The following is a 13,539-nucleotide window of genomic DNA, read 5'->3' as shown; positions in this document are numbered from 1 at the left end:
TAAGGCGCACAAACAACGTACGTGGGGAGGCGTGTCGAGGCTACGTATTGCCGCCTTACTGATTTCCGCCGCGCTACTCCTGTTACTCGTGCCTAGCCTGGGTGCCCCGGCGAAGGTCAACCTGCTGACGGCGCACTTCGACAGGGATTGCGTCTTCCTAGGCGGCTCACTGAAAGTGGGAGCATACTCCCTACCGTTCTTCGGCTACGTTTCAAACTCTACACGTAAACTCTACTACGTGGACGCCCCCGGCTTCGTTACGGGCTCCTACGCCACCAACGGGAGTGGGGTTTTCGTGGGCACAGTTTTCCTGGAAGGAGCGCCGTCCATTCTAGTAGCGGAAGTAGAGCCTCGCGGCGAGCCAAGAGTGTACGCCTTGCGAAGCGCCGTGCCGCTGTACGGAGTAGACGTCGTCTCGCTTGGAAACGGCACCCTCTTCGTAGCTGGATACGTCTACGCTGAGGCTACCACGAGGAGCTCCGACGTTGTCGTCGTAAGGCTCTCAAAGGGCACACCCGTGCGCGTGGTTGTCTTCGGGAGTCCCTCTTTTGACGACCATCCGAGAAGGATTCTCTACGCAGGCGGCTACCTCGTGGTGGTCGGGGAGACGTGGGCGTACAATGTCTCGCAGGGAGACGTTTTTGTAGCCAGGCTAACCCCACAGCTAGAGCTGAAGGACGACACCGTGGTCGGCGGCGCCGGGATAGACACTCCTGAGGACGCTTTACCGCTCGACGACGGGTCTCTACTGTTAGTTGGGAGCACTGTGGGCGGCGACGGTACGCATGACGGCTTCGTAGCCAGGGTGTCAGAAGTGGGCGGGCTCCTGTATCTTTCATCCATCACGGGCTACGGCGAAGAGTACGCCGTCGCCGTGACACGTGTAGGCGGAGCGTACGTAGTGGTCGCGTACGGAGGCTTCGAGGAGGATACTTCTGGGGCGCTGATACTGAACTACACGCTGAGGGGAGCCTGGGACCTCGCCTTCCAGGGAGCGTACCTGGTTAAAGCCTCCAACTCGTCGGTTTTACCGGTGAAGGCTCCGTGGGGCGCGAGGGAGGCGGTCTTCAAGACGGACGGAGAGGTCTTCGAGGTCTTCTCCGGGAGGGAGGTGTGTCTCTCGAATAACTGCTCGCTGAGGGAAGTCGTCCTCGCGGAATACGGAAAACAGGTATCGGCGATGCTATCGCCGATCTACGGCTGGAGGACGCTTCACGGCGTTATGAAGGCTAGGGCGACGCCCGAGGTGGAAGCTTTAGCGCTTGACTACCGGGGAGCTTTACTCAATGCCTCTACGTCGAGCCTAGAAGTTTTTATTCAGCCTTACGCAAGGAGATTTGACCCAGTAAAGGAGACTATCAAGTTCCTGGAGAGGAATATTCCCATCCTTCTCTTTCTACCCATGGTGGCTGCGGCGGTAATAGTCACATTGCAAATTAAGCGTAGGTAGCTGCTAGACGCGGAGTAGCGTTTTCCCGGGCGCCTTTTCATCCACCCCCGCTCGGGGGCGTCGAGGCGCGATCCTGCCGGTGCTAGTTTATAGGGTTGCACGGATTTAAAGTTGACGGATATAACGAAGCCTTTTTAGCGGAGATAACTGTTAGCACGGTTGTGGCTCGAGAAGTGCGCATGGATGAAAAAGACTTAGCCTTGATAAGGGAGCTTACGGAGAACGGCAGGGCCTCGCTCACAGAGCTGGGGAGAAAGCTGGGAATAACGGATGTAGCCGTGAAGAAGCGTCTAAGAAAACTGGAAAGGGCAGGTGTAATAAAGAAGTATACAGTTGAGGTCGATCCCTCGAAGCTCGGCTACAAGAGCGTCGCGCTGATAGGCATAGACGTAGAACCAGAGAAAATACTCGACGTAGCATCAAAGATAGCGTCGAAGGATTTCGCGGTGAAGGTCTACCTAACCACGGGGGATCACATGATAATGGTGGAAGCCTGGGCTAGGGATAACAAGCACCTCACGCAGATAATCGGGGAGATAGGCTCGACGGAGGGTGTGAAGAGGGTGTGCCCGGCAATCGTGCTTGAAAAGCTGAAGTAGCCTCGGCAAGGCTTATAAATTTTTTACGGGGATAGCTTAAAAAGAGTAGAGTTGTACACCACGTTGCTAGACTGCATAGTTAATAGTCTTTGTTTATCTATTTCAGAAAAATCCTCGGCAAAATTTAAATAGGCATCATGACAAGATAATAATCGACAAAATATGAACACCAAACTTTCATTACTACTCGTAGCACTGCTCGTAGCCGCATTCCTGGCTCCGCTTCTAAGCGCACAACCACAGCCACTCCAGGGTCCATGGGTAGACGAGGTATCCTTCCTCAAGGAAGGCGACCCAGCGAAAGTAATGGACATGATTGCCAAGGGAGACGTGCAGGTTTACTTCAGCGATGTCCGCGTCGACGCGGCGATAGCTCAGAGGCTAAAAACAGACCCCAACATAAACTACAAGTACGCCTTCGGGCTCTACTTCGAGCTAACGTTCAACCCCGTGGGACCGGAGTTCCCGAAGACCGGGAAGCTTAACCCCTTCAGCGTTCCGAGGATCAGGGAGGCTATGAACTACATTGTCGACAGGAACTACATCGTGAACGAGATAATGCTGGGCTTCGCTGTACCCAAGTGGCTACCCCTGATCTCCCAGTTCCCCGAGTACGCTAAGCTGGCGGACACCGTTAAGTTGCTCGAGGCACAGTACAGCTACAACTTCGAAAAGGGCAAGGAGATAATATTCGAGGAGATGGCGAAGCTGGGCGCAACGTACAAGGACGGGAAGTGGTACTACAAGGGAGAACCTGTTGTCATAAAGTTCCTGATAAGAACCGAGGACCAGAGGAGGCGGATAGGCGACTACGTTGCAGACCAGCTGGAGAAGCTCGGCTTCACCGTTGAACGAATGTACAAGACTGCGCGCGAAGCCAGCCCGATATGGATACGCGGAAACCCGGCAGACGGGCAGTGGCACATATACACCGGAGGCTGGATAACTACGGCTGTGAGCAGAGACGATAGTAGCGTCTGGGGATACTTCTACACTCCGCTCGGAAGACCTGAGCCGCTCTGGCAGGCTTACAAGCCGGACCCCGTCTTCATGGACATAGCTACTAGACTGTGGAATGGGCAGTTCAAGACCATAGAGGAAAGACAGGAGCTTATGGCTAAGGCGGCTGTCCTTGCTCTCAAGGACTCCGTTAGAGTCTGGCTGGTAGACCAGATAGTACCCTACATCTACAGCAAGAAGGTGGACCTTGCGGCCGACCTTAGCGGAGGCTTCTCATCTCCGATCTCTCTCAGAACCTTGCGCTACGTCGACAAGGCGGGAGGTAGCGTGAAAGCTGCCATGAGAGAAGTACTAGTAGAACCTTGGAACCCGGTTGCGGGGACGAACTGGGTCTACGATGCAGTACTTATCGGGGCAACACAGGGTTATGCGTTCCTCATAAGCCCGTACACAGGCCTACCGCTACCCGAGAGGGCTGTCAGCGCGGAGGTCTATGCGCTGAAGGGCACCCCCACTACTAGCTCGAGCGACTGGTGCAAGCTCACGTTTGTCGACAAGGTCGAAGTACCCGCGGACGCGTGGTACTCTTACGACGTGAAGAACAACAAGGTCGTGACGGCCGGAGAGGCCGGTGTAAAGAACGCGCAGTTCAAGATAGTGGTTAGCTACGGCGACGTCATAGGCAAGATAAAGTATCACGACGGGACAACGATGAGCCTCGCGGACTGGGTTATAGGCTGGCCTCTGACGTTTGCCAGGGTTGACCCGAGCAGCCCGCTTTACGACGAGTCAGCGGTTCCGAGCTTCCAGGCCTGGAGATCCTACTTCATTGCTTGGCGCTTCGTGAGCACTTCCCCGCTCGTGATAGAGTATTACGTGAACTACACGAGCCCCGACGTCGAGCTGATAGTATCCGGGTTCGCCGGGTGGCCTAACTTCCCGTGGCACGCCCTCGCCATAGGTATAAGGGCCGAGGAGAAAGGCTTGTTGGCGTTCAGCGCTGACAAGGCAGACAAGATGAAGGTTGAGTGGATGAACTACATCGGCGGACCGAGCCTCGACATCCTCTCGAAGATGCTCGACGAAGCCCTCGCGGAGGGCTACATCCCGTTCAAGGACTTCATGAGCAAGTACGTGAGCGTCGACGAGGCTAAAGCTAGGTACAACGCCCTTAAGAGCTGGTACGCGGCACACAAGCACTTCTGGGTGGGCGACGGTCCCTACTACCTCGACACCGCGGACTATAATGCTCACGTAGCTGTTCTCAAGGCTAACAGGAACTATCCTGACAAGTCCGACAGGTGGGCCTGGCTCGCAACTCCGCCGATACCGGAGGTCGCCGTGAGACCGCCGGACAACGTCGTGCCAGGGCTCGAGGCCGTGTTCACGATACAGGTTACCTACAAGGGCCAGCCGTACCCCAACAAGCGCATGGACTTCGTGAAGTTCCTGGTGCTGGACCCAGCCGGCAACGTACTCGCGAAGGGCTCTGCAACGCCCACCGCCGAGGGTGTCTGGCAGGCTAAGCTGAGCCCGGAGGACACGGGCAAGCTGACGCCCGGCCCCTACAGGATAATGGTGATAGCGCTGAGCAAGGACGTAGCGAGCCCGGCTATAAAGGAGTCTCCGTTCACTGTCATCCCGCAGATTGCCTACTTCCAGACCATGGTCGCCGGGATTAGAGGGCAGCTCGAGTCTAGGATTGCTGGCGTCGAGACTGGTGTAAGCGAGGTTAGAGGCAAGATATCGGACATCGCTAACAGTGTTTCGTCGCTACAAGGCACCGTCAATACCGTGCTTGCCCTTTCAGTGCTAAGCCTGATAATAGCTGTCGTGGCAGTCTTCCTCGCTTTAAGGAAACCAAAAGCAGAAACCGCCCAAAAACAATAAAAGAAAAAATTTTTCTTTTTCTTTAGCAAGAAGATTAGCTCTTTTCCTATATAGGTTTGTTTAAAAAGCATAACAAATAATTTATTTAAATTCCTGAAACACATTTACGTTGAAAGGTAGGTGGTATGGTCTCAAAGAAGCTAGTCAAGCATATAGCGCTGAGAGCTATAGTGATCTACCTAACGGTGGTCGTGGCTGTCTACCTTACAATTATAGTGGCCAACATGGGTGGTAAGATAGACGAGTTCGTTCTCGGAGATCTTTACACGAGTATCTACGAGCAGATAAACAGAGATCCCCGTTACCGCTCCCTTCCTGGTCCCGAAAAGGACAAACTGGTAAAGCAGATGTTTGAACTTGAGGTGAAGAGGCTCGGGTACGATAGGCCGTTCCTCGAGAGGAGCTTTATCTACCTTAAAAACGCCTTGACACTGGACCTTGGCAGGGCGCTTTTCATGACTAGTGATAGCGGCTCGCGCCTTGTCAAGAACATCATACTCGAAAGGCTACCTAACACCGTGATGCTTTTCACAACGGTAACAGTGATCAATTTCTTCATCCACTTGTTCCTGGGGCTTTACCTCTCCCGCCACTACGGAAGCTTTTTCGACAAGCTTGTAGTGGCCCTGTCGCCGACGTCGACTCTTCCCGGCTGGTTCTACGGGATTTTCCTCATACTGATATTCTACACCTGGCTCCACGTGCTACCGCCCGGAGGCATGGTGGACGTGCCGCCACCACCCGACCCGATTTCCTACGCGCTGAGCGTCCTCAAGCACATGATACTCCCCATGGCGTCCTGGATAATCTCGGGCTTCTTCCTAGGGGTTTACGGGACCAGGACGTTCTTCCTGATCTTCTCCACGGAGGACTACGTCGAGGCAGCGAAGGCTAAGGGGCTTCCGCCGAGGCTCATAGAGACTCGCTACATCCTGCGGCCCTCGTTGCCACCAATAGTAACGAACTTCGCGCTGAGCCTTATAGGCTCGTGGGGCGGCGCTATCATAACGGAGACTGTGTTCGAGTGGCCCGGGCTCGGGCTCGTGACGTGGAGGGCGATACAGAGCTTCGACACGCCGGTCCTCGTGGGCATAACCGTTATATACGCCTACCTTCTCGCCGCTACGGTGCTGATACTGGACTTCGTCTACGCTCTGATAGATCCGAGAATAAAGGCTGGTATAGCGTGAGGTGAAGGGATGTGTCCAGCAGGCCGGTCTCCGGGATTAAGGCCACGCTGAAAGAGCTACTCACTTACAAGTCTGGAGTGTTGGGGCTTGCGATACTAGCCTTCCTAGTAGCATTTTCTATCTATGCCGTGGTCACCATCCCTTACGACCAGGCTATAAAGCTTTGGAGAGGCTCGGAGGATATATGGATCGAGAATCCCCGAGCTGTGCCTCCAGAGTGGTGGGAGATCTTTGTCGGGAGGAAGCTTCCGCGCACGATAAAGCTTGACTCGAGGATTCAGACGTTCGGGGTCTCGAAAGCCGTAACGCCGATAGCTGGAACTGACATGAAGCTAGTGTCCATTAGCTTTATGTTCGACTACCAATACGACGACTACCCATCCGAGCTAAACATATTCTTCCACGCTAAGTACACGAAGGATCCACCTATAGTGAAGATAACAATCCAGAGGCCGGACGGCTTAACCTTGGAAATACCCCGCTTCTCGCTAAGAGCTCCTAATGACTCTCTTTACTACTCGATAAGCGAGGAAGTTAGAAAAGCTCTCGCGCTCTACGCCGCCACGAAGTACGGTGCCAACGTCTCCGACCTACTTGACCAGCTCGAACTAACCTTTGGAAAGTACTCGCGCGAAGGCCTCGAAAAGGGCAACCTTCCCGTCGAGAAAGGTATTTACAGGATGAACATAGAGGCTACTTGCTTCGGTGAAGACTCGGACCTGGAAGCCAAGGTTGTAATATACGGTCAGGTCTACGGCCCCGCTGGCACGGATAACCTGCGCAGGCCACTGGAGATAGCCTTGCTGTGGGGCGCGCCGGTAGCCTTGGCGTTCGGGTTGACGGCGTCTCTCGTCACGTCTATGTTACAGATGATCATAGCGACGATAGGTGCTTGGTACGGCGGCGTAGTAGACTCGGTGATTCAGAGGATAACCGAAGTATACATGATCCTACCGTTCCTGCCGTTCCTTATAATAATAGCGGCGTTCTACAAGGTGGACATCTGGGTTATCCTGACCGTGGTCATAGTGCTCAGTATCTTCGGAGCGGGCATTAAGAGTACGAGGGCGCTCGTGCTGTCCATAAAGGAGTACCCCTACATAGAGGCGGCGAAGGCTTACGGAGCCTCCGACTGGAGGATAATCTTCCTCTACATAATCCCGAAGATCATTCCGCCGATAGTCCCCGGGCTTATTGGTGCCGTTCCCGGCTACGTCTTCCTGGAAGCTGCTCTCTCGTTCCTCGGTCTGGGCGACCCCTTCTTACCTACGTGGGGCAAGGTTCTGAATGACGCGTATAACGGTGGCGCGCTGTACAGGGGGTACTACTACTGGGTATTGGAGCCCTCTATACTGCTCATGCTGACGGCCTTCGCCTTCGCATTCCTGGGGTTCGCGCTGGACCGAATCGTCAACCCGAGGCTTAGGGAGATGTGAGGTGGGAGGCATGAGTAGCGTGCTCACGGTTAGAAACCTGCGCCTCTACTTCTCGACGCGTAAGGGGGTAGTCAAGGCTGTTGACAACGTGAGCTTCGACCTTAAGAAGGGAGAGACCCTTGCCATAGTCGGCGAGTCCGGTTGCGGTAAGAGCTCCCTGGCGAGGGCCCTGATAAGGCTCCTGCCGAGGAACGTCCACACGTTCACCGGAGAGATATACATCAACGGTAACGACGTGATGAAGCTCAGCGACGAGATGTTCAGAAGGCTTATACGCTGGCGTAAGATCTCCATGGTCTTCCAGGGAGCCCAGAACAGCCTGAACCCCGTCCTCAAGGTAGGCTTCCAGGTAGCGGAGCCCCTAATGATTCACAACAACATGTCCCCCGAGGAGGCCCTCGCAGAGGCGAAGAAGTACCTGAGGCTCGTGGGGATACACGAGAGCTTTGCCGACAGGTACCCCTTCGAGCTTTCGGGAGGTATGAAGCAGAGGGCTGTCATAGCTATGGCGCTAATCACTCACCCCGACATAATAATTCTGGACGAGCCGACGTCCGCGCTAGACGTAATCACGCAGGCCAACATAATCAACCTGCTCAAGCGAATTAAGAACGAGATGGGTCTCTCATACATCTTCATCACCCACGACATAGCGGTTACCAGCGAGCTAGCGGACCGCGTAGCAGTTATGTACGCGGGAGAGATAGTCGAGATAGCGGATGCAGACGAGTTCTACACAAACCCCAGGCACCCGTACTCCGAGAAGCTTATGGCGAGCGTACCAACTCTGAGGACGGACAAGAAGCTGGAGTTCATACCCGGCGCTCCTCCAAGCCTGATAAACCCGCCGCCCGGGTGCAGGTTCCACCCGAGGTGCCCCTACGCCTACGAGAGGTGCCTCAGGGAGAACCCCCCGCCCTTCGAGCTTAAGACCGGTTCCTTCGTTAAGTGTTGGTTGTATCACGAGGGGAAGAGGTGAGGGGAAGTGTCCGAGGATAAGGTTATACTGAAGGCGGAAAACCTGAAGAAGTGGTTCACTGTTCGGAGAGGTCTCTTCGGAGGCACAGTGGAAGTAAAGGCGCTTGACGGAGTTTCCTTCGAGTTGAGGGCAGGCGAAGCCGTATCGCTCGTCGGCGAGTCGGGTAGCGGGAAGACGACGCTGGGCAAGACTATCCTCCGCCTCTACGAGCCCACGGACGGTAAGCTCGTGTTCAAAGGTAGGGACATAACGCACACGCCCGAGAAGGAGCTAATGTGGTACAAGAGGGAGACCGGGCTCGTGCAGCAGGATCCATACGGGGCCATGCCGTCCTTCATGAACATCTACCGCATCCTCGAGGAACCCCTAATCATACACAAGGTCGGGAGCAAGGAGGAGAGGGCTGAAATGGTTTTCAAGGCCCTCGAAGAGGTAAGGCTCACCCCGGTAGAAGATTTTGCGTACAAGTACCCGCACATGCTTAGTGGCGGCCAGCTCCAGAGAGTAGCGATAGCGAGGGCGCTCATACTCAAGCCGAGCCTTGTCGTAGCCGATGAGCCGGTATCGATGCTCGACGCCTCCGTAAGGGTTGAGATCCTCACGTTGATGAGGGACCTGCAAGAGAAGAGGAATATTAGCTTCATCTACATCACGCACGACCTATCGACGACGAGGTACTTCAGCGAGTGGATCTTCATAATGTACGCCGGCCACATAGTGGAGAGAGCCCCAACGAAGACCCTACTCAGGAACCCGTTGCACCCGTACACGCGCGCCTTGCTCTCGGCAATACCCGACCCAGACCCCGAGAATAGGAAGAGGTACAGGGAGGTCCCGCCAGGAGAGCCGCCGAGCCTCGTGAACCCGCCGCCCGGGTGCAGGTTTGCGCCCAGGTGCCCCTTCGCGACGAGCAGGTGCAGGAGCGAGGACCCGCCCGAAGTGGAGGTCGAGCCAGGCCACTACGTTAAGTGTTGGCTCTTCGCCGGAGAAGCGAAGGCTTAGGTATGCCGCGCGGCTCCGGGAAGCTAAGGAGAAGTCTCTTTCTACTAGCTGTAGGCTTCTCGGCACTCCTTGCGGGTTTTCTCGCGTCGCTGTACGCCAGCTACTACGTATCACCGCGCGAGAGGATAGAGTTGCGCCTAGAGCTACCCAGGAACTCCTTCGTCGAGGCGACTCTAGGCGCCGGCGTAGCCGAGAGGATATACTACGTTGCGAGCATTGAGGGCGACAGGAACGTTGAGCTCGTAGCCACGTTCTACGATGTAAACAACGAGAGCATAGGTGGCTTTACGCTGAAAGATGCGCGCTATAACAGCTCGGGCTGGGTGGTACTTCAAGGTCAGCCTTACAGGGTCACGCTGGAATCAACGTGTTCACTGTGCAGGAGCAATGTAACGTTGATACTGTTATACTCTCGCTTCAGCAGGACAGAGGTAGACATCCTCTCCACGCTCGGGGCGCTACTATCGATAACCGGGATGGCTTCTCTAAGCGCGGGCCTCTACCAGTACCTCTTCGCCAAGTACTTGTCGCGTACAGAGCAGTCTGCCGAGCAGGTTTAGGCTTCTCTTATCTTCCCGAGTAGCACTCGCGCGGCAGTTACTATTGGGTCCCAAACTGGAGAGAACGGAGGGGCGTATCCTAGGTCGCTGAAAAAGGCGTCCTCCACTCTAGCCCTGAAGGAAAGTAGGACTGCTAAGCTGTTAAGCCTCGCAAGTACGCCGTCCCCGCCTATAATCTGTCCTCCCAGAAGCTGTCCCGTCCTCCTATCCGCTATTAGCTTCACGGACATCGCGCTAGACCCGGGGTAGTAGCTCGCTTTAGAGTTCGCGTTGATCATAACCGATACCGGGTCGAACCCCTCCTGCTGAGCCCTGGCGGTGGTTAAACCCGCGCGCCCAACCTCCAGGCCGAAGACCTTCGTTATAGAGGTTCCCACAGCCCCCGGAAACTCTGCCTTCAAGCCCGCCATCGCTGCTCCGGCCACGTAGCCCATCTTGTTCGCCACGGGGGCCAGAGGGAACCAGTCGTTCTTCCCCGTTACCAGGTTCAGTGCTTCCGCCACGTCCCCAGCAGCGTACACATCGTCCACGTTCGTCCTCATGCTTTTATCCACGCTTAAAGCCCCTGTCGAGCCTTTCTTCACGCCTAGCTTCTCGGCTAGCCGCGTCTCCGGAGCCACACCAGTCGCTATGAAGACAGCATCCACCTTGTACTCGCCCTTGGTGGTCTCCAGGCTTTCCACCCTGTCCCTGCCGTGAATTCCCTTAAGCCCCTCGCCGAGGTGGAGCTCGACACCGTTCCTCGCTAGCTCCTTTTCCACGAGGAGCGCCATGTCGGGGTCTACGGCTGGGAAGACGTGGTCGAGAACCTCGAACAGAAGGACCGTCTTTCCAGCCCTCACCAGGTTCTCCGCTACTTCGAGGCCTATGTAGCCTCCCCCCACGACCGCTACGCGTGTAGCCTTTTCCAGGTACCTCCTAGCCTTCTCGCCGTCTTCGAGCACCCTTAGCGTGAAGACCCCCTCCAGGTCTACGCCCTCCACGGGCGGCACCTTTGGGCGAGCCCCGGTAGCTATCAGGAGCTTACCCCACTCGTAGGTCCTCTCTCCGCTAGCATCCCTAGCCCTGAGGTACCCGTCCCCGACCTCCACAACCTCCGTGCGCGTGTAGACCTCTATGCCTCTTTCCTCCGTGAAAACCCTTACGGGGTAGTGAACTAGGTGTTCTAGACTGTCCACGAGCCCTCCCAGGTAGTAGGGTAGCCCGCACGGGGCGTAGCTCACGTAGCCGCTTCTCTCGAAAACAGCTACTCGTAGCTCGGGCTTCAGCCTCTTAATCCTCGATGCCGCTGTCATCCCGGCGGGTCCTCCGCCGATAACTGCCACGTCTACTTTTTCCACCATTGTCGATCGCATGAACGCCTTATCCCTTTAGTATAAATCGTTAACCCAGGCTTGTACTGCGCGTAAGCTTTTTCACTAAGTCCTCGCGGGCAAGGCTACCAGGGGATAAGGGTGTTACTGAAACGAACCCCTCTTTTATTGCGCACACGTCGCTACGAGGGTTGCTGCACACGTAGGATTCTTGGAGGGTCCAGTAGCCCATTCTGCACTCGTTGCCCGAGCACCTGTAAAGGTCTCTCGGGGGGACTCTCTCCGGAAGGGTGAACTTCACTGAGCCGTTGGTACGTAGCGGGACATTTATGTTCAGAACTTCGCAGGGAGGCCTCCACTCCAGGCGTTCCAGCAGGTCGACCGCCAGCCTTGCTGCCCTCTCGTAGTCCTCGTAGGTCAAAGAACTGTATTCCTCGTGACTCCCAGCAACCAGGGACACCGCGGCGCCCGGTACTCCGTGAAGCGCAGCCTCCAAGACAGCCCCGACGGTTCCGGAGGAGAGGATGTCCCACAAGCCTAGGTTTGGGCCCATGTTTACACCGCTGAGTACGAAGTCAAACTCCTTGCCGAATACTTTGAACGCTAGGAGAACTGCGCTCGCGGGAGAAGAATTCGTCACTATGCCCTCGTACCCGCCGATCTTTGCGGGGGTATACGTGGCCTTGAACGAGACAGACTTGGAGTACCCGCTCCGCTGGTCGTGTGTTGTCGCCAGGAAGACACTGTGTCCAAGCCTCTCGGCTACACGGGCGAGTGCCAGCAACCCGTCTCCTACTCCGTCATCGTTAACTACTAGTATCCTCATCGGGAAACAAACACCCTGGTGCAATATGAACTCTTGCCTCCACGAGCCTAGGGGCTACGAGCTCGGCGACGAGATACTCGCACGCCTGAAGGGGGCCTTCTCCTTGGGGAGGGGGGAGTTCGTGGCGCTTGACGTTGCGAGGAGGGGGGACTTCTTCGGGGTTCTCGTGGCAACGATAATCTCCCAGAACACGAACGAGAATAACACCTTGAAGGCTTTCGCCTCCCTCGAGGAGAGGGTCGGAGTTGAGTGCGAAAAGATCAGGAAAGCAGGGCTAAGCGAGCTCGCCGAGGCTATACGGCCGGCAGGGTTGCAAGAGCAGAAAGCCAAGGCGATAAAGCAGGTTGCCTCTCTGCTTTACGAGAAGTATGGATGCGACATCGGTAAGCTTCTATCTAGGGGTGTCGAGGAGGTTATCCGGGAGCTTAAACAGATCGAAGGCATTGGCGACAAGACGATCGACGTTCTCCTCGCGAACTACGGCTACCCCGTGCTCCCGATAGACACTCACGTGAGGAGAGTCTCCGTAAGGCTCGGCTTGGCACGCCCTGGTAGCTACAGGGCTATGCAAAAAAGCCTCCACGGCTTCTTCAGAGAAGAGGCACGCCTAGACGCGCACCTCTACCTGATAAAGCTGGGTCGAACCCTCTGCAGGGCGAAAAACCCGCTATGCGATGAGTGCCCCCTCTCGGACCTGTGCTGCTACTACAGGACTAGCCGCGCTCCACATAGCTGAGAGGCTCGGTGGCGCATTTTCCAGGATATCAACTTAAAGCATGTATGCGGCTATGTGGTTCGGGGTTGCAGGATGCTCTCCGGCGCCGAGATCCGGAGGCTCATAAACGAAGGGAAGCTCGTCATCGAGCCCTTTAGCGACGAAATCGTGCGCGAGAATGGCGTCGACCTGAGGATCGGGGAGGAGGTCGCCGTCCTCCTGAACAACCCGGAGCCCCTGGACCCTGAGAGGCTGAGAGAGGTAGATCTGTCCCAGTACTACAGGGTGTTCAAGACGGACAGCTTTGTTCTCCAGCCGTACATGAAGGTGCTAGTGACAACCCTAGAGTACATCAAGATGCCGGTAGACGTAGCCGCAATTATAGGGGTTAGAAGCACCTTCGCGAGGCTCGGCGTATCGATACCGCCAACGCTCATAGACGCTGGCTTCGAGGGCCAAATAACCATAGAGATCCACGGCGGGGCTTTCCCGATAGTCCTGAGGAAGGGTCAGCGGTTCGCACACGTCGCATTCTACAGGCTTGAGGGCGAACCCGTGCCGTACAAGGGAAAGTACCAGCGCCAGAGGGGGGTTACCCTTCCGCGCTGACCGCCCTAAA

12 protein-coding genes are annotated in these 13,539 nt (G+C 55.9%); 10 read left to right on the top strand and 2 right to left on the bottom strand.

Annotated elements, in window-relative coordinates; all coding sequences use genetic code 11:
• Nucleotides 1–31: 31 nt before the first annotated feature.
• The 8 genes from TPEN_RS00750 to TPEN_RS00715 all read left to right on the top strand — a co-directional run bounded on the left by TPEN_RS00750 (nt 32) and on the right by TPEN_RS00715 (nt 10,066).
• Nucleotides 32–1,450 (top strand): hypothetical protein, encoded by a 1,419-nt coding sequence (locus TPEN_RS00750; protein WP_011751826.1) that lies wholly within the window; start codon nt 32–34, stop codon nt 1,448–1,450.
• Between the two features lie 179 nt (nt 1,451–1,629).
• Nucleotides 1,630–2,049: an Lrp/AsnC family transcriptional regulator gene (locus TPEN_RS00745; protein ID WP_052885363.1), complete on the top strand. Its 420-nt coding sequence runs from the start codon at nt 1,630–1,632 to the stop codon at nt 2,047–2,049.
• Nucleotides 2,050–2,211: 162 nt separating this feature from the next.
• Nucleotides 2,212–4,899, top strand: a complete 2,688-nt coding sequence (locus tag TPEN_RS00740) for an ABC transporter substrate-binding protein (protein ID WP_011751824.1) — start codon at nt 2,212–2,214, stop codon at nt 4,897–4,899.
• A 125-nt stretch (nt 4,900–5,024) separates the two neighbouring features.
• Nucleotides 5,025–6,089 (top strand): ABC transporter permease, encoded by a 1,065-nt coding sequence (locus TPEN_RS00735; RefSeq protein WP_011751823.1) that lies wholly within the window; start codon nt 5,025–5,027, stop codon nt 6,087–6,089.
• Nucleotides 6,090–6,100: 11 nt separating this feature from the next.
• Nucleotides 6,101–7,525, top strand: coding sequence for an ABC transporter permease (locus TPEN_RS00730; RefSeq protein WP_011751822.1), 1,425 nt, complete (start codon nt 6,101–6,103; stop codon nt 7,523–7,525).
• A 10-nt stretch (nt 7,526–7,535) separates the two neighbouring features.
• The gene (locus TPEN_RS00725; protein WP_011751821.1) at nt 7,536–8,504 is read left to right on the top strand and encodes an ABC transporter ATP-binding protein; all 969 of its coding nucleotides are present in this window, start codon (nt 7,536–7,538) and stop codon (nt 8,502–8,504) included.
• 6 nt (nt 8,505–8,510) lie between these two features.
• Nucleotides 8,511–9,506 carry an ABC transporter ATP-binding protein gene (locus TPEN_RS00720; protein WP_011751820.1) on the top strand — a complete coding sequence of 332 codons (996 nt, stop codon included), beginning with the start codon at nt 8,511–8,513 and terminating at the stop codon, nt 9,504–9,506.
• Between the two features lie 2 nt (nt 9,507–9,508).
• Nucleotides 9,509–10,066 carry a hypothetical protein gene (locus TPEN_RS00715; protein ID WP_011751819.1) on the top strand — a complete coding sequence of 186 codons (558 nt, stop codon included), beginning with the start codon at nt 9,509–9,511 and terminating at the stop codon, nt 10,064–10,066.
• On the opposite strand, the gene TPEN_RS00710 is transcribed toward TPEN_RS00715, so the two are convergent.
• A complete protein-coding gene (locus TPEN_RS00710) occupies nt 10,063–11,409 on the bottom strand; it encodes an FAD-dependent oxidoreductase (RefSeq protein ID WP_148677861.1) in 1,347 nt (448 codons plus the stop codon). The genes TPEN_RS00715 and TPEN_RS00710 overlap by 4 nt on opposite strands.
• 40 nt (nt 11,410–11,449) lie before the next feature.
• The gene (locus tag TPEN_RS00705) at nt 11,450–12,205 is read right to left on the bottom strand and encodes a 5'/3'-nucleotidase SurE (RefSeq protein WP_011751817.1); all 756 of its coding nucleotides are present in this window, start codon (nt 12,203–12,205) and stop codon (nt 11,450–11,452) included.
• A 25-nt stretch (nt 12,206–12,230) separates the two neighbouring features.
• Here TPEN_RS00705 and TPEN_RS00700 point away from each other — a divergent pair, with 25 nt between their 5' ends.
• Nucleotides 12,231–12,941 (top strand): endonuclease III domain-containing protein, encoded by a 711-nt coding sequence (locus TPEN_RS00700; protein ID WP_011751816.1) that lies wholly within the window; start codon nt 12,231–12,233, stop codon nt 12,939–12,941.
• A 72-nt stretch (nt 12,942–13,013) separates the two neighbouring features.
• Nucleotides 13,014–13,529, top strand: a complete 516-nt coding sequence (gene dcd, locus TPEN_RS00695; RefSeq protein WP_011751815.1) for a dCTP deaminase — start codon at nt 13,014–13,016, stop codon at nt 13,527–13,529.
• The last annotated feature ends 10 nt before the right edge of the window (nt 13,530–13,539 follow it).

It is taken from the genome of Thermofilum pendens Hrk 5 (genome assembly GCF_000015225.1).
GTDB classification, from domain to species: domain Archaea; phylum Thermoproteota; class Thermoprotei; order Thermofilales; family Thermofilaceae; genus Thermofilum; species Thermofilum pendens.
Note: the sequence above shows the minus strand (reverse complement) of the source record. Positions and strands in the feature narration are given on the sequence as shown.

What these genes read in the sequence shown, in the direction of transcription:
- TPEN_RS00745 (WP_052885363.1), top strand. Translation starts at nt 1,630, where the DNA reads ATGGATGAAAAAGACTTAGCCTTGATAAGGGAGCTTACGGAGAACGGC.
- TPEN_RS00740 (WP_011751824.1), top strand. Translation starts at nt 2,212, where the DNA reads ATGAACACCAAACTTTCATTACTACTCGTAGCACTGCTCGTAGCCGCA.
- TPEN_RS00735 (WP_011751823.1), top strand. Translation starts at nt 5,025, where the DNA reads ATGGTCTCAAAGAAGCTAGTCAAGCATATAGCGCTGAGAGCTATAGTG.
- TPEN_RS00725 (WP_011751821.1), top strand. Translation starts at nt 7,536, where the DNA reads ATGAGTAGCGTGCTCACGGTTAGAAACCTGCGCCTCTACTTCTCGACG.
- TPEN_RS00715 (WP_011751819.1), top strand. Translation starts at nt 9,509, where the DNA reads ATGCCGCGCGGCTCCGGGAAGCTAAGGAGAAGTCTCTTTCTACTAGCT.
- TPEN_RS00710 (WP_148677861.1), bottom strand. Translation starts at nt 11,409, where the DNA reads ATGGTGGAAAAAGTAGACGTGGCAGTTATCGGCGGAGGACCCGCCGGG.
- TPEN_RS00705 (WP_011751817.1), bottom strand. Translation starts at nt 12,205, where the DNA reads ATGAGGATACTAGTAGTTAACGATGACGGAGTAGGAGACGGGTTGCTG.
- TPEN_RS00700 (WP_011751816.1), top strand. Translation starts at nt 12,231, where the DNA reads ATGAACTCTTGCCTCCACGAGCCTAGGGGCTACGAGCTCGGCGACGAG.
- dcd (WP_011751815.1), top strand. Translation starts at nt 13,014, where the DNA reads ATGCTCTCCGGCGCCGAGATCCGGAGGCTCATAAACGAAGGGAAGCTC.